This window comes from Ideonella sp., assembly GCF_035254525.1.
GTDB lineage: Bacteria > Pseudomonadota > Gammaproteobacteria > Burkholderiales > Burkholderiaceae_C > Ideonella.
The window spans coordinates 1-18,129 of record NZ_DATFAN010000202.1 but is presented as its reverse complement, the minus strand read 5'-3'; the positions used below and the strand labels follow the sequence as shown (position 1 = coordinate 18,129).

20 protein-coding genes and 1 tRNA gene are annotated in these 18,129 nt (G+C 69.6%); 14 read left to right on the top strand and 7 right to left on the bottom strand.

Features of this window, described 5'->3' with window-relative positions; genetic code table 11:
- The first annotated feature begins 59 nt into the window (after positions 1–59).
- The 5 genes from VJ693_RS22585 to miaB all read left to right on the top strand — a co-directional run bounded on the left by VJ693_RS22585 (position 60) and on the right by miaB (position 5,253).
- The gene (locus tag VJ693_RS22585) at positions 60–644 is read left to right on the top strand and encodes a GNAT family N-acetyltransferase (RefSeq protein WP_324157961.1); all 585 of its coding nucleotides are present in this window, start codon (positions 60–62) and stop codon (positions 642–644) included.
- Positions 645–698: 54 nt separating this feature from the next.
- The gene (locus VJ693_RS22580; protein WP_324157959.1) at positions 699–1,097 is read left to right on the top strand and encodes a DUF1801 domain-containing protein; all 399 of its coding nucleotides are present in this window, start codon (positions 699–701) and stop codon (positions 1,095–1,097) included.
- A gap of 92 nt (positions 1,098–1,189) precedes the next feature.
- Positions 1,190–3,355, top strand: coding sequence for a prolyl oligopeptidase family serine peptidase (locus VJ693_RS22575; protein ID WP_324157958.1), 2,166 nt, complete (start codon positions 1,190–1,192; stop codon positions 3,353–3,355).
- A 51-nt stretch (positions 3,356–3,406) separates the two neighbouring features.
- Positions 3,407–3,835, top strand: coding sequence for a hypothetical protein (locus VJ693_RS22570; RefSeq protein ID WP_324157957.1), 429 nt, complete (start codon positions 3,407–3,409; stop codon positions 3,833–3,835).
- 116 nt (positions 3,836–3,951) lie between these two features.
- Positions 3,952–5,253 carry a tRNA (N6-isopentenyl adenosine(37)-C2)-methylthiotransferase MiaB gene (miaB, locus tag VJ693_RS22565; protein ID WP_324158000.1) on the top strand — a complete coding sequence of 434 codons (1,302 nt, stop codon included), beginning with the start codon at positions 3,952–3,954 and terminating at the stop codon, positions 5,251–5,253.
- Positions 5,254–5,257: 4 nt separating this feature from the next.
- On the opposite strand, the gene VJ693_RS22560 is transcribed toward miaB, so the two are convergent.
- Positions 5,258–5,536, bottom strand: coding sequence for a hypothetical protein (locus VJ693_RS22560; protein ID WP_324157955.1), 279 nt, complete (start codon positions 5,534–5,536; stop codon positions 5,258–5,260).
- A 112-nt stretch (positions 5,537–5,648) separates the two neighbouring features.
- On the opposite strand from VJ693_RS22560, the gene hemA reads away from it, so the two are divergent.
- The 6 genes from hemA (at position 5,649) to VJ693_RS22530 (ending at position 10,694) form a co-directional block, all read left to right on the top strand.
- Positions 5,649–6,965 carry a glutamyl-tRNA reductase gene (gene hemA, locus VJ693_RS22555; protein ID WP_324157953.1) on the top strand — a complete coding sequence of 439 codons (1,317 nt, stop codon included), beginning with the start codon at positions 5,649–5,651 and terminating at the stop codon, positions 6,963–6,965.
- Between the two features lie 93 nt (positions 6,966–7,058).
- Positions 7,059–8,147, top strand: a complete 1,089-nt coding sequence (prfA, locus tag VJ693_RS22550) for a peptide chain release factor 1 (protein WP_324157951.1) — start codon at positions 7,059–7,061, stop codon at positions 8,145–8,147.
- A complete protein-coding gene (gene prmC, locus VJ693_RS22545; protein WP_324157950.1) occupies positions 8,144–8,971 on the top strand; it encodes a peptide chain release factor N(5)-glutamine methyltransferase in 828 nt (275 codons plus the stop codon). The genes prfA and prmC overlap by 4 nt, the downstream gene beginning before the upstream one ends.
- 258 nt (positions 8,972–9,229) lie before the next feature.
- Positions 9,230–9,730 carry a hypothetical protein gene (locus VJ693_RS22540; protein ID WP_324157949.1) on the top strand — a complete coding sequence of 167 codons (501 nt, stop codon included), beginning with the start codon at positions 9,230–9,232 and terminating at the stop codon, positions 9,728–9,730.
- Between the two features lie 84 nt (positions 9,731–9,814).
- On the top strand, positions 9,815–10,126 hold the full coding sequence (grxD, locus tag VJ693_RS22535) for a Grx4 family monothiol glutaredoxin (RefSeq protein ID WP_324157948.1): 312 nt from the start codon (positions 9,815–9,817) through the stop codon (positions 10,124–10,126).
- Position 10,127: 1 nt separating this feature from the next.
- On the top strand, positions 10,128–10,694 hold the full coding sequence (locus tag VJ693_RS22530) for a UbiX family flavin prenyltransferase (RefSeq protein WP_324157947.1): 567 nt from the start codon (positions 10,128–10,130) through the stop codon (positions 10,692–10,694).
- A gap of 30 nt (positions 10,695–10,724) precedes the next feature.
- Here VJ693_RS22530 and VJ693_RS22525 read toward each other — a convergent pair whose 3' ends face one another.
- Both VJ693_RS22525 and VJ693_RS22520 read right to left on the bottom strand, forming a co-directional pair.
- Positions 10,725–11,366 (bottom strand): lytic transglycosylase domain-containing protein, encoded by a 642-nt coding sequence (locus tag VJ693_RS22525; RefSeq protein WP_414652351.1) that lies wholly within the window; start codon positions 11,364–11,366, stop codon positions 10,725–10,727.
- A complete protein-coding gene (locus VJ693_RS22520; protein WP_324157946.1) occupies positions 11,366–13,111 on the bottom strand; it encodes a proline--tRNA ligase in 1,746 nt (581 codons plus the stop codon). Before VJ693_RS22520 ends, VJ693_RS22525 begins: the two co-directional genes overlap by 1 nt.
- A 100-nt stretch (positions 13,112–13,211) precedes the next feature.
- On the opposite strand from VJ693_RS22520, the gene VJ693_RS22515 reads away from it, so the two are divergent.
- Positions 13,212–13,826: an RNA pyrophosphohydrolase gene (locus VJ693_RS22515; RefSeq protein WP_414652350.1), complete on the top strand. Its 615-nt coding sequence runs from the start codon at positions 13,212–13,214 to the stop codon at positions 13,824–13,826.
- Between the two features lie 14 nt (positions 13,827–13,840).
- Here VJ693_RS22515 and proB read toward each other — a convergent pair whose 3' ends face one another.
- The 4 genes from proB to rplU all read right to left on the bottom strand — a co-directional run bounded on the left by proB (position 13,841) and on the right by rplU (position 16,708).
- Positions 13,841–14,959: a glutamate 5-kinase gene (gene proB / locus VJ693_RS22510; RefSeq protein WP_324157944.1), complete on the bottom strand. Its 1,119-nt coding sequence runs from the start codon at positions 14,957–14,959 to the stop codon at positions 13,841–13,843.
- Positions 14,956–16,032, bottom strand: a complete 1,077-nt coding sequence (gene cgtA, locus VJ693_RS22505) for an Obg family GTPase CgtA (protein WP_324157942.1) — start codon at positions 16,030–16,032, stop codon at positions 14,956–14,958. The genes proB and cgtA overlap by 4 nt, the downstream gene beginning before the upstream one ends.
- An 82-nt stretch (positions 16,033–16,114) precedes the next feature.
- Positions 16,115–16,372, bottom strand: a complete 258-nt coding sequence (gene rpmA, locus VJ693_RS22500) for a 50S ribosomal protein L27 (protein ID WP_324157940.1) — start codon at positions 16,370–16,372, stop codon at positions 16,115–16,117.
- Positions 16,373–16,396: 24 nt separating this feature from the next.
- On the bottom strand, positions 16,397–16,708 hold the full coding sequence (gene rplU, locus VJ693_RS22495) for a 50S ribosomal protein L21 (RefSeq protein ID WP_324157996.1): 312 nt from the start codon (positions 16,706–16,708) through the stop codon (positions 16,397–16,399).
- 174 nt (positions 16,709–16,882) lie between these two features.
- On the opposite strand from rplU, the gene VJ693_RS22490 reads away from it, so the two are divergent.
- Together VJ693_RS22490 and VJ693_RS22485 are read left to right on the top strand one after the other, a co-directional pair.
- Positions 16,883–17,869: a polyprenyl synthetase family protein gene (locus tag VJ693_RS22490; RefSeq protein WP_324157938.1), complete on the top strand. Its 987-nt coding sequence runs from the start codon at positions 16,883–16,885 to the stop codon at positions 17,867–17,869.
- A 28-nt stretch (positions 17,870–17,897) separates the two neighbouring features.
- Positions 17,898–17,974: transfer RNA gene (locus VJ693_RS22485), tRNA-Pro, on the top strand.
- Positions 17,975–18,129: the final 155 nt, after the last annotated feature.

Sequence of the window (18,129 nt, the reverse complement as noted above, 5' to 3'; positions counted from 1 at the left end):
GCTGGGTTCGAGTGGAATGCGGGCCAGGCATTCTCCGTGCAGTCTGGTTAGAGTGCCGCATGCCTTCAGCACCCCGACTCACCCCAGCCACGCCGCTCGCACCGCTCACCCCGCCCACGGGCGAGCCGCAGTTTCGCCAGGTCGACCTCGCCGTGGACCGGGATGCGGTGTTCGGCCTCACCGTCGAGTACATGCGCTGGGTCGCCGACGGCATCAACCCGCTGATCGAAGCCGCCGGCGCCACACCGCCACCCGGCACCGTGGAGGACCAGGTGGCCGGCAGCCTCGATGCGATGTACGGCAAGGCCCCGCCCGACGGCGTGTTCTACCTGGTCGAGCACAACGGCACCCTGGCCGGCATGTGCGGCCTGCGGCGCATCGCGCCGCGCACCGCCGAGTTCAAGCGGATCTACGTGCGGCCCACGCACCGCGGCCTGCGCCTGGGCGAGGCGATGATGAACCGGCTGATCGACGATGCGCGCGCCTTCGGCTGCGACACCGCCGTGCTCGACTCGGCGCCGTTCATGCAGGCCGCTCACCGGCTGTACGCCGCGGCAGGCTTCGCCGACTGCCCGCCCTACCTGGGCAGCGAAGCGCCGCAGGCGTTGATGGCGGTGTGGCGGTTCATGCAGCGGCGCTTGTAGCGTTCACGCCCTGCGGGCGAGAATCGAACGAAATCGAATCCTTCGGGAGCCGCGATGCCAACATCCAGGTCCGCCCCGGCGAAGGCCGCCGAATCCCCTTGCGCGCTGATCGACGCACGCATCGACTCGTTGGGCGACTGGCGGGGCCCGATGCTCTCGCGGCTGCGCGCCCTGATCAAGCAAGCCGTCCCCGACGTGGTCGAGGAGTGGAAGTGGAGCAACCCCGTCTGGTCGCACAGCGGGCTGATCTGCACCGGCGAGACCTACAAGAAGGTCGTGAAGCTGACCTTCCCCAAGGGCGCCTCCCTGCCGGACCCTGCGGGCCTGTTCAACTCCAGTCTCGAAGGCAACGTCCGGCGCGCCATCGACTTCCATGAAGGCGACCAGCCGAACGAGAAGGCGCTGAAGGCCCTCTTCCGGGCCGCCTTGGACTTCAACAGGTCAACGCCCTGATCTCCCAGCCGCGGGGGCCACCGAGTCCAACGGTGCGACCGTACATACTGGCCGTTAGACTCGCACAACACCCGAGCCTCAGAGTCCCTGCAATGCTTCTGCTAGCCACCATTTGGCGGATCGCCCGCCTCGCGATCACCCTTGCCCTCGCCTTCGGCGCCGGCGCCGCCCTGGCGTCGGGCGACGCCCCTCCGCCCGCCAAGCTCGTCCCGGTCGTCGACACCTATCACGGCGTGGCGGTCACCGATCCCTATCGCTGGATGGAGGACCTGCAAAGTGCCGACTTCCGCACCTGGATCGCCGCGCAGGCGGACTACAGCCGCCAGCGGCTCGACGCCCTGCCGGGCCGCGCCGCGCTGGCCGAGCGCATGGGCGGCCTGTCGCAGGCCACGGTGAACGTCAGCGGCCTGGCCTGGGGCGGCCGTCGCCTGTTCTATCTCGCGCTCGAGCCCGGTCGCAACAGCGCCCGGCTGATGGTGAAGGAAGGCGAGACCAGCGCGCCGCGCGTGCTGCTCGATCCTGAAACGCTGTCCACGCCCGGCCAGCGCCAGGCGATCGGCGACTTCACGCCCTCGCCCGATGGGCGCTACGTGGCGATCAATCTGGGCGCCGGCGGATCCGAGCAATGGGTGCTGGCGGTGCTCGACGTGAAGACCGGCAGGCTGCTGGACGACCGGATCGACCGGGTCTACGGTGGCTGGTGGACGGTCTCTTGGCTCGACGATGGCGAACGGTTCTTCTACGTGCGCAACCCCGGGCCCGGCGATGCACTCGACAACACCCGCGTGTTCGTGCACCGGGTCGGCCGGCCGGTGGCGCAGGATCCTGCCGTCTTCGGGGCGGGCCTGCGCGCCGACATGCCCTTCGAGCCCGCCGATTACTCCTACTTCCTGATCGCAGCGGGCAGCCGCCACGTCGTCGCCGTGACGGTGCCCGGCGTGTCCAACAAGCGGCACTTCTTCACCGCCACGCTGGCGGACGTGCTCGCCGGCACCGCCCAGTGGCGTCGGCTGGCCAGCCCTGCCGACCAGTGGTTCCGCGGCTACCTCGCAGGCGAGCACCTGTACGTGCTCAGCCACGAAGGGGCGCCGGGCAACAAGCTGTTGAAGGTCGATCTTTCGCGGCTGGGCGCAGCGCCGGAGCTGGCCGTGCCGCCGAGCACGATGACGCTCGAAGACGCGGCGCCGGGGCGCGATGGCCTGTACCTCAAGGGCACGGTCGTCGGCGTGTCCCGCCTGGTGCGCGTACCCTTCTCCGGCGGCGCGCCGCACGAGGTGGCCTTGCCCTTCGCGGGCAGCATTCGCGAACTGACGGCCAGCCGGGCCACCCCGGGCGCCCTGGTGAAGTTCGAAGGCTGGACCACCCCGAGCCGCATCCTGGCCGTCGGCGCCGGCGCGGCCCGCGATACGGGCCTGCTGCCGGCCACCACCGCAGATTTCAGCCAGATCGAAGCCGAGATGGTCTTCGTGCCCGGCTCCGATGGCGTGCGGATCCCGATGACCCTCATCCACCGCAAGGGCCTGCCGCGCGATGGCCAGCGCCCGACGATCCTGACGGCCTATGGCGCCTACGGGGCCATGCGCGAGCCACGGTTCGAGCCTATGAACCTCGCGTGGCTGGAGCGCGGTGGCCTGATCGCCGTCGCACACGTGCGTGGCGGCGGCGAATACGGCGAGGAGTGGCACGCGGCTGGGCGCATCCTGACCAAGTCGAACACCATCCTGGACGTCGTCGCCTGTGCCCAGGCCCTGGTGAACGACGGCTACACCACGCCCACCAAGCTGGCCGTGCATGGCACCAGTGCCGGCGGCATCGCCGTCGGCGGCGCGATCACCGAGCGGCCGGACCTGTTCGCCGCGGCGCACCACGAAGTCGGCTTGGCCGATCTGCTGCGCACCGAGACCACGAGCAACGGACGAGCCAACATCAGCGAGTTCGGCACCGTGAAGGACCGCTACCAGTTCCTGGCGATGCACGCCGTCAGCCCGCTGCAGCGCGTGGTGGATGGCGCGCGCTACCCGGCGGTCATCGTCACCACCGGCATCAACGACCGTCGCGTCTCGGCCTGGGAGCCGGCCAAGTTCGCAGCGCGGCTCCAGGCCGCGACGGGCTCGGGCCGGCCCGTGCTGCTGCGTGTCGACATGGACGGCGGCCACGGCTTCGGCGGCACCCGCTCGCAGCGCATCGAGCAGATGGCCGACGTGTGGTCGTTCTTCCTGTCGGCCATGCGCGAACCGGGCTTTGCCGACGCCCGCTGAGCAGGCGGCGGCTAAAATCCGTCTTCTTTCCACAGCCCCTGGATCAACACCATGCACCGCTGTGCCGACCGCGCCGCATTCGCCGGCGTCTCGCGCCGTTCCCTCCTCGTTTCGCTCGCCGCCGCCGGCCTCACGGCCGCGCCGCCCGCGCATTCCCAGGCGCTGATGCGCCGCTTCCCCCGCACCGCGCTGCGCGGCGAGATCGCCTTCGGCGCCTTCCCGCAGATCACGGTGAACGGCAAACCCGCGCAGCTGGCCCCCGGCTCGCGAGTGCGCGACGCGGCGAACATGAACGCCATGCCCGGCGCGCTGGCCGGCAACAAGGCCATCGTCAACTACACGGTCGATTCCAGCGGCCTGGTGCACGACGTGTGGATCCTGCGTGCCGACGAGATCGCCGTGCAGCCCTGGCCGCGCACGCCGGCCGAGGCGGGCGCCTGGTTCTTCGACGACGGCGCGCAACGCTGGAGCAAGCCATGAGCACCGCACGGCCGCCCGAAGGGGCTCGCTCCCTCTCGGAGGGACCGGGCCGCAGGCCCGAGGGTGCACAAGCAAGCACCAGCAAGAAGGTCTACATCCGCACCTTCGGCTGCCAGATGAACGAGTACGACTCGGACAAGATGGCCGATGTGCTGCGCGCCGCCGAGGGCTACGAGCCGACCAACGATGTCGAGCAGGCCGACCTCGTGCTCTACAACACCTGCTCGGTGCGCGAAAAGGCGGCCGAGAAGGTGTTCTCCGACCTCGGCCGCATCAAGCACCTGAAGAAGAAGGGAGTGCTGATCGGCGTGGGCGGCTGTGTCGCCAGCCAGGAAGGCGCCGCCATCATCGAGCGCGCGCCCTTCGTCGACCTGGTGTTCGGCCCGCAGACGCTGCACCGGCTGCCGCAGATGATCGCCCAACGCCAGGCGCAACACCGGCCGCAGGTCGACATCAGCTTCCCCGAGATCGAGAAGTTCGACCACCTGCCGCCGGCGCGGGTCGAGGGCGCGAGCGCCTTCGTCTCGATCATGGAAGGCTGCTCGAAGTACTGCACCTACTGCGTCGTGCCCTACACGCGTGGCGAGGAGGTTTCGCGCCCCTTCGACGACGTGCTGACCGAGGTCGCCGGCCTGGCCGACCAGGGCGTCAAGGAGATCACGCTGCTGGGCCAGAACGTCAACGCCTACCGCGGCGCGATGGGCGACACGGCTGAGATCGCCGATTTCGCGCTGCTGCTCGAGTACGTCGCCGAGATCCCCGGCATCGAGCGCATCCGCTACACCACCAGCCACCCGAATGAGTTCACCCAGCGCCTGGTCGACGCCTACGGCCGCATCCCGCAACTGGTGAACCACCTGCACCTGCCGGTGCAACACGGCTCGGATCGCATCCTGATGGCGATGAAGCGCGGCTACACGGCGATCGAATACAAGAGCACGATCCGCAAGCTTCGCGCGGTGCGGCCCGGGATCAGCCTGTCGTCCGATTTCATCGTCGGCTTCCCGGGCGAGACCGAGGACGACCACGCGAAGACGATGAAGCTGATCGACGACATCGGCTTCGACGCCTCGTTCAGCTTCATCTACAGCCCCCGCCCCGGCACGCCGGCCGCGGCGCTGCACGACGAGACGCCGCACGAGGTGAAGCTGGCCCGCCTGCAGGCGCTGCAGGCCAGGCTGGAGGACAACGTGCGGCGCTACAGCGCGGCGCGGGTCGGCACGGTGCAGCGCATCCTCGTCGAAGGGCCGTCGCGCAAGAGCGCTGCCGAGCTGATGGGCCGCACCGAGTGCAACCGCATCGTCAACTTCGCCGGCCCGGCGCGGCTGGTCGGTCAGATGGTCGAGGTGACGATCACCGAGGCGCTGCCGCACTCGCTGCGCGGCGAGGTGGTGGTGCGGGAGACGGCACCAGCCTGATCGATCAAGGCAGGTGGCGCAGCCCCTGCCACCACAGCGCGAGCGCGGTGGCAAGCGCGAGCAGGCCGTAGGTTGCCATCTTGCCGTCGCGCCCGAAGAGGACCAGGCCGCCGATCAGCGCCAGCGCGCCGGCGGCCACGGCCCACAGCGCGAGCCGGCGAAACGCCACCGACCGCAGGCCGCGCCACCACAGCAGCTTGCACAGCCCGGCGGCGATCAGCCCGACGCCGATCGCCGGACCGAAGAAATTCAGCAGATGCCACAGCGCGTCGAGCGGGCCCATGAGATGGAACGTGAAGTGTTGGCGCCCAGCAGCTTGACATGCATCAAGCCCGCCGCGGCACCGACTGGGCCGCCCAAGGCATTCTTAAGACGGCGAATTTTATAATTGCACCATGAGTGTCGTTGCGCTCGGCCTGAACCACCACACCGCGCCGCTGGACCTGCGCGGCCGGTTCGCCTTTGCGCCCGAGCAATTGCCGCCGGCCCTGCGAGCCCTGCGCGGCCAGTGGCAGCGTGCGACACCCGAGGCCGCGATCCTCTCCACCTGCAACCGCACCGAGCTGTACGTGGCGGTCTCGAACGGCGCGAGCCGAGAGCTCGTGCGCCCGGCGATCGACTGGCTGGCCGCGCAGGGCGGGGTCGAGGGCGGCAAGCTGCTGGCCCACACCTACGTGCTCGAAGGCCGCGACGCCGCGCGCCACGCCTTCCGCGTCGCCTCGGGGCTGGATTCGATGGTGCTCGGGGAACCGCAGATCCTCGGCCAGATGAAGGAGGCGGTGCGCGGTGCCAACGAGGCCGGCACGCTCGGCACCACGCTGCACCAGCTCTTCCAGCGCTCGTTCTCGGTCGCCAAGGAGGTGCGCAGCTCCACCGAGATCGGCGCCCACTCGATCAGCATGGCCGCCGCCACCGTGCGCCTGGCCTCGCAGCTGTTCGAGGAGCTGAACGAGACCAAGGTGCTGTTCGTCGGCGCCGGCGAGATGATCGAGCTGGTCGCGACCCACTTCGCGGCCCGCGAGCCCAAGTTGATGGCGGTGGCCAACCGCACGCTCGAGCGCGGCGAGAAGCTCGCCAGCCGCTTCGGCGCGCAGGCCATGCGCCTGGCCGACCTGCCGGCCCGGCTGCACGAATTCGACGCGGTGATCTCCTGCACCGCCAGCACGCTGCCGATCATCGGCCTGGGCGCTGTCGAGCGGGCGCTGAAGGCGCGCCGCCGCCGGCCGATGTTCATGGTCGACCTGGCGGTGCCGCGCGACATCGAGCCGGAGGTCGCCCGCCTGTCGGACGTCTACCTCTACACCGTCGACGACCTGACCGAGGTCGTGCAGACCGCTGGCGAGAAGCGCCAGGCCGCCGTCGCGCAGGCCGAGGCCATCATCGATGCCGGCGTGCAGAGCTTCTCGCACTGGCTCGACCAGCGCGCCAGCGTGCCGCTGATCCAGGCGCTGAACGCGCAGGCCGACGAATGGCGCGCCGCCGAGCTGGGCCGTGCGCGCAAGCTGCTGGCCCGCGGCGACGATGTCGAGACGGTGCTGGATGCGATGTCGCGTGCACTGACCCAGAAGATGATGCACGGCGCGCTGGCCGAGTTGCGCTCCAGCGAAGGCGAATCGCGCCACGCGACCGCGGAATGGGTCTCGCGCCTGTTCCTGCGCCAGGCCACGCGCAACCTCGCGGGCGACGAGCCCGGCCCGGGCGACAAGCTTTAGCGACGCGGCTTCGCGTGCCGCCGCCCGGCACCCTGCCGGGCACCCCCTCGTCGCTCCCCGCCTTGCTGCCGGCCACCCCGGCCCCCAACCCCGATGAAAGACTCGCTGCGCCAGCAACTGCAACGCCTCCAGATGCGCCTGGCCGAGCTCGACGCAAGCCTGGCCGACCCGCAGGTCACCGCCGACATGGCGCGCTACCGCACGCTGGCGCGCGAGCAGGCCGAAGCCGCCGAGGTGGTGGGCCTGTACCGCCGCTACGAGCAGCGCGAGCGCGACCTGGCCGCCGCGCGCGAGATGTTGGGCGACGCGGACATGGCCGAGATGGCGCGCGAGGAGATCGCCGGCGCCGAGGCCGAACTCGCGCAGCTGCTGGCTGCGCTGCAGACCGCGCTGCTGCCGCGCGACCCCGACGACCACCGCAACGCCTTCGTCGAAATCCGCGCCGGCACGGGCGGCGAGGAGTCGGCGCTGTTCGCTGCCGATCTGGCCCGCATGTACTTGCGTTATGCCGAGCGCCAGGGCTGGCGCACCGAGGTGATGAGCGAGAACGCGTCCGATCTCGGCGGCTACAAGGAAGTCGTCTTCCGCTTCGAGGGCGCTGGCGTCTACGAGAGGATGAAGTTCGAATCCGGCGGCCACCGGGTGCAGCGCGTGCCCGAGACCGAGGCACAGGGCCGCATCCACACCAGCGCCTGCACGGTCGCGGTGATGCCCGAGCCAGACGAGGCGGCCGAGGTCACGCTGAACCCGGCCGAGCTGCGCATCGACACCTTCCGCGCCAGCGGCGCCGGCGGCCAGCACATCAACAAGACCGACAGCGCGATCCGCGTGACGCACCTGCCCACGGGCCTCGTCGCCGAGTGCCAGGATGACCGCTCCCAGCACCGCAACAAGGCCAAGGCGCTGGCCGTGCTGCAGGCCCGCCTGCAGGACCGCGAGCGCAGCGAACGCCAGGCCAAGGAGGCCGCGACCCGCAAGGCCCTGGTGGGCTCGGGTGACCGCTCCGACCGCATCCGCACCTACAACTTCCCGCAGGGCCGGCTGACCGACCATCGCATCAACCTGACGCTGTACAAGCTCGGCGCGATCATGGACGGCGACCTGGGCGACGTGATCGGCGCGCTGCAGGCCGAGCGCGCGCAGCAGCAACTGGCGGCGCTGGAAAGCGGCGGGGCGGCATGACGGTCGCCCAGGCGCTCGCTGCGGCGCAGGCCCGGGGCCTGGACCGGCTGGACGCCCAGCTGCTGCTCGGCCACCTGCTCGGCCAGCCGCGGGCGTGGCTGATCGCCCACGACGGCGATGTGCTGCCGGCCGAAACGGCCGCCGCCTACGACGCGCTGTGCGCCCGCCGCGCCGGCGGTGAGCCGCTGGCCTATCTGGTCGGCGTGCGCGAGTTCCATGGCCTGCCGCTGCAAGTCAGCCCCGCGGTGCTGGTGCCGCGGCCGGACACCGAGACGCTGGTCGAGTGGGCGCTCGAGTTGCTCGCCGGCGAGCTCGCGGACTGCACCGAGCCGCAGCTCGTCGACCTCGGCACCGGCAGCGGCGCGATCGCGCTGGCGGTTAAGCACCGGCACCCCGCCGCGGCGGTCAGTGCGGTCGACCTGAGCGAAGCCGCCCTCGCGGTTGCGCAAGGGAACGCCGGGCGGCTCGGCCTGGCCGTTGACTTTCACGCCGGCACCTGGTTCGCGCCGCTGGCCGGCCGGCGCTTCGATCTGGTGCTGAGCAACCCGCCCTACATCGCCGAAGCCGACCCGCACCTTGCCGCGCTGCAGCATGAACCGGCGCTGGCGCTGACCCCCGGCGGCGACGGGCTGGACGCGATCCGCGCCATCGTCGCCGAGGCGCGGGCCCACCTGCGCCCGGGCGGCTGGCTGCTGCTGGAGCATGGCTGGGACCAGGCCGAAGCGGTCGCGGCGCTGCTGCGCGCGGCCGGCTTCGACGCGGTCGGCACCCGGCGCGACCTGGCCGGCCAGCCCCGCTGCACCGGCGGCCGCTCGCCCGGCTGACCCGGGCAATCGGCCCCCCACGATTGAAGGTCGGGATCATCTGTAATCGGCCGAAACAGCGTGACGAGGCGGCCGCATTTCACACGCACGAAAAAACTGGCCGGAGTAGCATGGTTCTAACGGCAGTGTTTGCCGGGACTGTCCTGCGGGAGGTTCACCATGCGCCACCTCGTTGCGATTCCTCTCTGCCTCGCGTTTTCGTTCGCCGCGGCCGCATCGGCCTTGGCCGCCTCGCCGATCGCTGGCGATGGCCTCCGAGTGAGCACCGACAACGGCGACAACTGGTCGCCCTGGCAGGCCCGGCTGGCGCTGGCTGCCCCCGCGCTGCCGGTGCTCGGCAATGCCTCGCCGTCCACCACCAACGCCCTGCTCGCCGGCGATCGCTACTTCGGCTGGGGCCGGCTCGGTGACGGCGGCGGCCTGCGCGCCACCGGCGCGCTGCTGCTGGGCCCGGGCGCGCTGGGGCTGGCTGCACCAGCCGGCGTGAGCCACGGCGAGATGCTCTGGCGCGGCATCGGCAGCCCCAGCCTGGCCGACCCCGATGCGCCCGGCGCGGTGCCCTACCTGGGCCTGGGCTACAGCGCCTGGTGGGCCAAAAGCGGCATCGGCGTGTCGGCCGACCTGGGCCTGGCCGCCCAACGCCCAGGCCAGGCGGTTCGTTTCGGCCGCGTGATGCAGGGCAGCGAAAACCTGGACGACATGCTGCGCGCGATGCAGATCTCGCCAATGCTCCAGGTCAATCTGTCCTACGCTTTCTAGGCTTGCGATTCAGGGCTTGACGCCGCCGCGCCACCTGCGCGGCGGCTTTGTTTTATAAAGGTGGTTTCGGTACAGAGAATGCCCATGAGCGAAGTTCAGCAACGCATCGACCAAATCGTCAAAGGCCACAAGGTCGTGCTCTTCATGAAGGGCACGGCGCAGTTCCCCATGTGTGGCTTCTCCGGCCGCGCGGTGCAGGTGCTCAAGGCCTGCGGCGTCGACGACCTGACCACCGTCAACGTGCTCGAAGACGAAGAGATCCGCCAGGGCATCAAGGAATACGCCAACTGGCCCACCATCCCGCAGCTGTACGTGAACGGCGAGTTCGTCGGCGGCTCGGACATCATGATGGAGATGTACCAGGCCGGCGAGTTGCAGCAAGTCCTGGCAGCTTGAGTTGGCTGCGGCGCGCGTTGTCGTCGGCATCACCGGCGCGTCCGGTGCGGTCTACGGCGTGCGGCTGCTCGAGCGGCTGCGCGCCCTCGGCGCCTACACCCATCTGGTGGCGACACCGGCCGGTGTGCTGAACGTGCACCACGAGCTGGGGCTGGATCGCGCGGCGCTGGAGGCGCTGGCGAGCGAGTCGCATGCCGCCGGTGACATCGGCGCCTGCATCGCCAGCGGCAGCCACCCGACCGACGCGATGGTCGTCGCGCCCTGCTCGATGAAGTCGCTGGCGGCCATCGCGCACGGCTTCGGCGACAACCTGCTGACCCGCGCCGCCGATGTCACGCTGAAGGAACGCCGGCGCCTGGTGCTGATGGTGCGCGAAACGCCGTTCAACCTGGCGCACCTGCGCAACATGACCGCGGTGACCGAGATGGGCGCGGTGGTCTTCCCGCCGCTACCGGCCTTCTACCACCGGCCGCAGACGATCGCCGAGCTCGTCGACGACACGGTCGAGCGGGTCATCGAAATGCTGGGCCTGGGCGGCGCCGAGCCGCGCCGCTGGGCCGGCCTGTAACGCTGGCTGTCGCTCGGCCTCGCCGGGGCGTCAGGCCGAGAGCAACCACTGCTTGCGCGCCCCGAGCACCGCGTTCGGGTACTCGGGGCGCCCGCGACTGCCGTTGTAGCGGCCCAGCGCCATGTAGAGATCGCCCTGCTCGCGCTCCAGGTAGTGGCGCAGGATCACGCAGCCGAAGCGCAGGTTGGTCTGCATGTGGAACAGGCGCGAGACGTCCCCGTCGCCGATCAAGCGCGCCCAGAACGGCATCACCTGCATGTAGCCACGTGCGCCGGCACTGCTGATCGCGTACTTGCGAAAGCCGCTCTCGACCTGCACCAGGCCCAGCACCAGCTCGGGCTGCAGGCTGGCGCGCTTGCTCTCGTACCACAGCGTCTCGAGGAACTCGATGCGCGTCTGCCGCTCCGCCTTGCGGGGCTTGAGCTTGTCGCTCATCGCGCCCAGCCAGCGCAGGTAGGCCAGTCGATCCTCGATGCGGGTGAAGCCGGGCTTGGGCGGGGCGCTGTTCGCGATCGAGGCGGACAGCGCAGTGCGCACGGCATCGGCCAGCGGCTCTTCGGCCTGGGCGCCGGCAGCGGCGTCGCGCCAGGCGAGCGGCCCCAGCATGGCCATGGCGGCCGCCGCGCGCAGGCAGTCGCGCCGGCGACCGCCGCGCAGAGACTGCGCATCCATCAAACGGCCAGGCGCGCCTTCACGGTGGCGCCCACGTCGGCGGTGGCAACCTTGGTGGCCTCGCTGTCGCGCCGGCCCTGGAGCTCGAGCAGGCCTTCCTTGAGCCCGCGGTCGGAGATCACCACGCGCAACGGCACGCCGATCAGCTCCCAGTCGGCGAACATCGCGCCGGGGCGCTCGCCGCGGTCGTCGAGCATCACGTCGATGCCGGCGGCCGCGAGCTCGTCGTGCAGCGCATCGGCGGCCGCCTTGACCTCGGCAGAGCGGTCGTACCCGATCGGGCAGATCACGGCGGCGAACGGTGCGATCGCCGCCGGCCAGATGATGCCGCGCGCGTCATGGTTCTGCTCGATCGCGGCACCGAGGATGCGCGTGACGCCGATGCCGTAGCAACCCATCTCCATCGGCTGCGGCTTGCCGGTCTCGTCGAGGTAGTTGGCGCTCATCGAACCCGAGTACTTCGTGCCGAGGTAGAACACGTGGCCGACCTCGATGCCGCGCTGGATCGCGAGCGCGCCCTTGCCGTCGGGCGAAGGGTCGCCGGCGACGACGTTGCGGATGTCGGCGACCAGGTCGGGCTCGGGCAGGTCGCGGCCCCAGTTGGCGCCGGTGTAGTGGAAGTCGGCGTCGTTGGCGCCGCAGACGAAGTCGGCCATGTTCGCCACCGTGCGGTCGGCCACGACCTTGACGGGCTTCTTCGTGCCGATCGGGCCCAGGTAGCCGGGCTTGCAGCCGAAGTGGTCCTCGATCTCGCCGGCCGTGGCGAAGCGGAAGCCCTGCTTGAGGCCCTCGACCTTGCCGGCCTTGACCTCGTTCAGGTCGTGGTCGCCGCGTACGAGCAGCAGCCACACCGTGGTCTTCACGATGTCGCCCTTGTCGTTGCGCTCGTCGGTGGCCAGCACCAGCGATTTCACGGTGCGATCCAGCGGCAGGTGCAGCAGCGCCGCGACGTCGGCGCAGGTGCTCTTGCCCGGCGTGGGGGTCTTGTGCAGCTCGTGCGCGGGCGCACTGCGCTGCGCGATCAGCGGCAGCGCCTCGGCCAGCTCGATGTTGGCCGCGTAGTCGCTGGTCGGGCAATAGACGAGCGCGTCCTCACCGGTGTCGGCGATCACCTGGAACTCGTGCGACGCGTCGCCGCCGATCGCGCCGGTGTCGGCGGCCACCGCGCGGTACTGCAGGCCGAAGCGGTCGAAGATGCGGCAGTACGCGTCGTACATGACCTGATAGCTCTTCAGCGCGGAAGCCTTGTCGCGATCGAAGGAGTACGCATCCTTCATCGTGAACTCGCGACCGCGCATCACGCCGAAGCGCGGGCGGCGCTCGTCGCGAAACTTCGTCTGGATGTGAAAGAAGTTCTTCGGCAGCTGCTTGTAGCTGCGCAGCTCCTGGCGCGCGATGTCGGTGATGACCTCTTCCGAGGTCGGCTGGATCACGAAGTCGCGGTCGTGCCGGTCCTTCACGCGCAGCAGCTCGGGGCCGTAGGCCTGGAAGCGGCCCGTCTCCTGCCACAGCTCGGCCGGCTGCACCACCGGCATCAGCAGCTCGACCGCGCCGGCGCGGTTCATCTCCTCGCGGATGATGGCTTCGACCTTGCGGATCACCCGCAGGCCCATCGGCATGTAGTTGTAGATGCCGGCGCCCAGCCGCTTGATCATGCCGGCACGCATCATCAACTGGTGGCTGATGACCTCGGCGTCGGCGGGCGCTTCCTTGAGCGTGGAGATGAAGAACTGGCTGGCTTTCATGGCGGCGGGACACACGGCGTGCGCTTCGGGTAAGCGAGGGCGTGTGCCCTGGATACCGCCGGTGCTATATTGATTTCAGTTCAAAAATTGGGGTTTGATTATGCTCGACCGGGAGGGCTACAGGCCTAACGTCGGCATCATCCTGCTCAACGCCCGCAACCAGGTGTTTTGGGGCAAGCGGCTGCGCACCCATTCCTGGCAGTTCCCGCAAGGGGGCATCAAGTACGGCGAATCGCCCGAGCAGGCGATGTTTCGCGAGCTGCATGAAGAGGTGGGCCTGCTGCCCGAGCATGTGCAGATCCTCGCCCGCACCCGCGACTGGCTGCGTTATGAGGTGCCCGACCACTTCATCCGCAAGGACGCGCGTGGCCACTACAAGGGCCAGAAGCAGATCTGGTTCCTGCTCAAGCTCATGGGCCGCGACAGCGACATGAACCTGCGCGCGACCGACCACCCCGAATTCGACGCCTGGCGCTGGAACGAGTACTGGGTGCCGCTGGACGTGGTGATCGAGTTCAAGCGCGGCGTCTACCAGATGGCGCTGACCGAGCTCGCCCGCTTCCTGCCCAAGGTGAACCACCACAACCGCTACCTGCGCAGCGGCATGCGCCCGCATGGTCGCGACGACCGGCGTCGTGACGAGCACGGGCCTGACGACGCCCCTGCGGCGGAGCCGACCGGGCTGGAGCACGACGAGGCCGACAAGCCGCACTGAGCGGCCCGCGCCCGCTAGGCGAGCACCAGGTTGTCCCTGTGGATCAGCTCGGGCTCGCTGGCGTAGCCCAGCAGCCCCTCGATCTGGGACGACGGCTTGCGGGCGATGAGGCGCGCCTCGGCACTCGAATAGTTGGCCAGGCCCCGTGCGACCTCCGCCCCGGCGGCAGAGCGCACCGCGATCACATCGCCGCGGTGGAACTCGCCTTCGACCTCGGTCACGCCGATGGGCAGCAGGCTCTTGCCCTCGTCACGCAGCTTGACCACGGCCCCGTCGTCGATGCGCACGGCCCCGCGCAGCTGCAGGTGGTCGGCCATCCATTGCTTGCGCGCCGCGAGCTTCGGCGTGCCCGCCAGCAGTGCGGTGCCGATGGCCTCGCCGGCCACCAGGCGCAACAGCACATCCGGCTCGCGGCCCCAGGCGATCACCGTGCTGGCGCCGCTGCCTGCCGCGCGCTTGGCAGCCAGCACCTTGGTGATCATGCCGCCGCGGCCGATGCTGGAACCGGCGCCGCCAGCCATGGCCTCGAGTGCCGGGTCGCCGGCCTCGGCCTCGTCGATGAACCGCGCGGCGGGGTCCTTGCGCGGGTCGGCCGAATACAGGCCACGCTGGTCGGTCAGGATCACCAACGCATCGGCCTCGACCAGGTTGGCCACCAGGGCGCCGAGCGTGTCGTTGTCGCCGAACTTGATCTCGTCGTTGACGACGGTGTCGTTCTCGTTGATGACCGGGATGACCTTCAGCCCCAGCAGCGTGACCAGGGTCGAGCGCGCATTGAGGTAGCGCTCGCGGTCGGCCAGGTCGGCGTGCGTCAGCAGCACCTGCGCGCTGCCCATGCCATGGGCCGAGAGCTTGCGCTCGTACATCTGCGCCAGGCCCATCTGGCCGACGGCCGCGGCGGCCTGCAGCTCGGGCAGCTCCTTGGGCCGGGTCGACCAGCCCAGTCGCTTCATGCCTTCGGCGATCGCACCGGACGAGACCATCACGACCTCGCGCCCCTGGGCGGCCAGCGCGGCGAGCTGGCGGCACCAGTTGTCGATGGCGTCGGCGTCCACGCCGCGCCCTTCGTTGGTGACCAGGCTCGAGCCGACCTTGACGACGATGCGTCGCGCGGCCTTCAGGGCTTGGCTCATGCGGGGCGATCCTCCCCGGCGGGCGCATCGAAGCGGGGGTCCGGCTCGGGCTCGGGCGGATGGGCCGCCGCCGCCACGTGCTCCCAGATGGCATGGATGAGCGGCTGCAGGCCTTCGCGGGCCAGCGCCGAGATTTCGAACACCGGGCCTTTCCACTTGTAGCGCTTGACGAAGTCCTTGACCCGCTTGGCGCGCTCTTCGGCCGGGATCATGTCCAGCTTGTTGAGCACCAGCCAGCGCGGCTTGTCGTAGAGCGCCTGGTCGTACTTGCGCAGCTCCTCGACGATCGCCTTGGCCTGGGCCACCGGGTCGACCGAGTCGTCGAACGGTGCCAGATCGACGATGTGCAGCAGCAACCGCGTGCGCTGCAGGTGGCGCAGGAACAGGTGGCCCAGGCCGGCACCCTCGGACGCCCCCTCGATCAGGCCGGGGATGTCGGCGACGACGAAGCTCTTCTCGGGCGCGACGCGCACCACGCCGAGATTGGGGTGCAGCGTCGTGAAGGGGTAGTCGGCGATCTTGGGCCGGGCGTTCGACACCGCGGTGATGAAGGTCGATTTGCCGGCGTTGGGCATGCCGAGCAACCCGACGTCCGCCAGCACGCGCAGCTCGAGCTTGACCTTGTAGGCCTCGCCCGGCCAGCCGGGTGTCTTCTGGCGCGGCGCGCGGTTGGTGCTGCTCTTGTAGTGCAGGTTGCCGAAGCCGCCGTCACCCCCCTTGGCGAGCAGCACCGGCACGCCGGGCTCGATCAGCTCGGCCAGCACCCGGCCGCTCTCGACGTCGGTGATGATGGTGCCCACCGGCATGCGAAGGGTGATGTCGGGACCGGCTGCGCCGAAACAGTCGGCACCGCGACCCGGCTCACCGTTCTTCGCCTCGTGTCGGCGCGCGTACCGGTAGTCGATCAGCGTGTTGAGGTTGCGGTCGGCAACGGCGTAGACGCTGCCACCCCGGCCCCCGTCACCGCCGTCCGGGCCGCCGAAGGGAATGAACTTCTCGCGCCGGAAGCTCGCGCAGCCGGCCCCGCCGTTGCCGGCGGCGATGTCGATGGTGGCTTCGTCAACGAACTTCATGGTGGGCAGATGGTAGGGCGCGGCGCGTGCAGAAGTGAAAAAGCCCCGGCAAGCCGGGGCTTCGCAGCGATGCGCGCCGTGATTACAGCGGGGTGACGCTGACGGTGTGGCGGTTCAGCGCGCCCTTGACCTTGAAGGTCACGGTGCCGTCGACCAGCGCAAAGAGCGAGTGGTCGCGGCCCATGCCGACGTTGGTGCCGGCGTGGAACTTGGTGCCGCGCTGGCGCACGATGATCGAGCCGGCCGGGATGACCTGGCCGCCGAACGCCTTCACGCCGAGCATCTTGGGTTGGGAGTCACGGCCGTTCCGGGTGGAACCGCCGCCTTTTTTCTGTGCCATGGTTCACGAACTCCTGCTGCGGCTTCAGCCGTTGACCGCGCTGATTTCCAGCTCGGTGTAGTTCTGGCGGTGGCCGCCATGCTTCTGGTAGTGCTTGCGGCGGCGCATCTTGAAGATGCGAACCTTGTCATGACGACCATGCGCCACGACAGTGGCCTTCACGCTCGCGCCGCTCACCAGGGGGGTACCGACCGTCAGGCCAGCGCCGTCACCGACGGCCAGCACTTGGTCAATCACGATTTCCTGGCCAACGTCCGCAGCAATCTGTTCTACCTTGATCTTTTCGCCGGCTGCAACCTTGTATTGCTTGCCACCGGTTTTTATGACCGCGTACATATGTGCCTCTTCATTCTTGCAGGTCACCCCGCAATGCTCCGCTCGGACCATTCCGGGCGAAGCCGGGCATTCTAACAGGGTCTCAGGGTAAGTGCCAGGGCGGGAAATCGCTTCCTATAATCGGCCGCTTTGCCGCTCCCGGCCCGACCCCGCCTTCGCCGAACCGCGCCCGCCATGCCCACCTCGGAAACGTCCTCGCCGGCCGCCTCGCTCGACCCAACGGCCGAGGGCATGGCGCGTGTCGACGCCGTCATCCGCGGGCGCCTCGCGTCCGATGTCGCGCTGATCGAGCAGATCTCCCACTACATCATCGGCGCAGGCGGCAAGCGGATCCGGCCGCGCCTGGTGCTGCTGTTCGCCGAGGCGCTGGGGCACCAGGGCCCCGAGCCCTACGAGCTGGCGGCCATCGTCGAGTTCATCCACACCGCGACGCTGCTGCACGACGACGTGGTCGACGAATCGTCGCTGCGCCGCGGCCGCGCCACCGCCAATGCGCTGTTCGGCAACGCGGCCAGCGTGCTGGTCGGCGACTTCCTCTATTCGCGCGCCTTCCAGATGATGGTGTCGCTGGACCGCATGCGCGTGCTCGAGGTGCTGGCCGATGCGACCAACGTCATCGCCGAAGGCGAGGTGCTGCAGCTGATGAACATGCACGACCCCGATCTGGCGGTCGAGGCGTACCTGAAGGTCATCCGCTACAAGACAGCCAAGCTGTTCGAGGCCAGCGCCCGCCTGGGTGCGGTGATCGCGGGTGCGCCGCGGGACATCGAGGAAGCCTGCTCGGACTACGGCCGGGCGCTGGGCACCGCCTTCCAGCTGGTCGACGACCTGCTCGACTACGAGGGCGACACCCACGCGCTGGGCAAGAACGTCGGCGACGACTTGCGCGAGGGCAAGCCGACGCTGCCCCTGTTGATCGCGATGGAGCGCGGCAGCGCCGAGGAGCGCGAGATCATCCGCCATGCCATCGAACACGGCGAAGTCGAGCGCCTGTCGGAGATCGTGGCGATCGTGCGGCGCACCGGCGCCTTGCAGGCCACGCGCGAAGCCGCGCGGACCGAGGCGAATGCAGCGCGTGAACGACTTTTCGCGCTGCCCGCTTCGAAGGCGCGCGAAGCTCTGCTAGAATTATGTGCTCGGTCGGTTGAGCGCTCCTCGTAGGCGCCACAAAACAACACGACAGACACATCGGGGTGTAGCTTAGCCTGGTAGAGCGCTACGTTCGGGACGTAGAGGCCGGAGGTTCGAATCCTCTCACCCCGACCAGGATTCCCCTGCAGCATCAAGCACTTAGCTTCGTCCACCTCAGTGGGCGGATGCGCAGGTAGGCGCAAAGAGGCGCCAGCGCTCCAAACGCGCTCCAAAAAGGGTCGGTTGAGAGCTTCGCGAAGTGGCGCGCATCTGCGCGTCGCTGCGCTCCG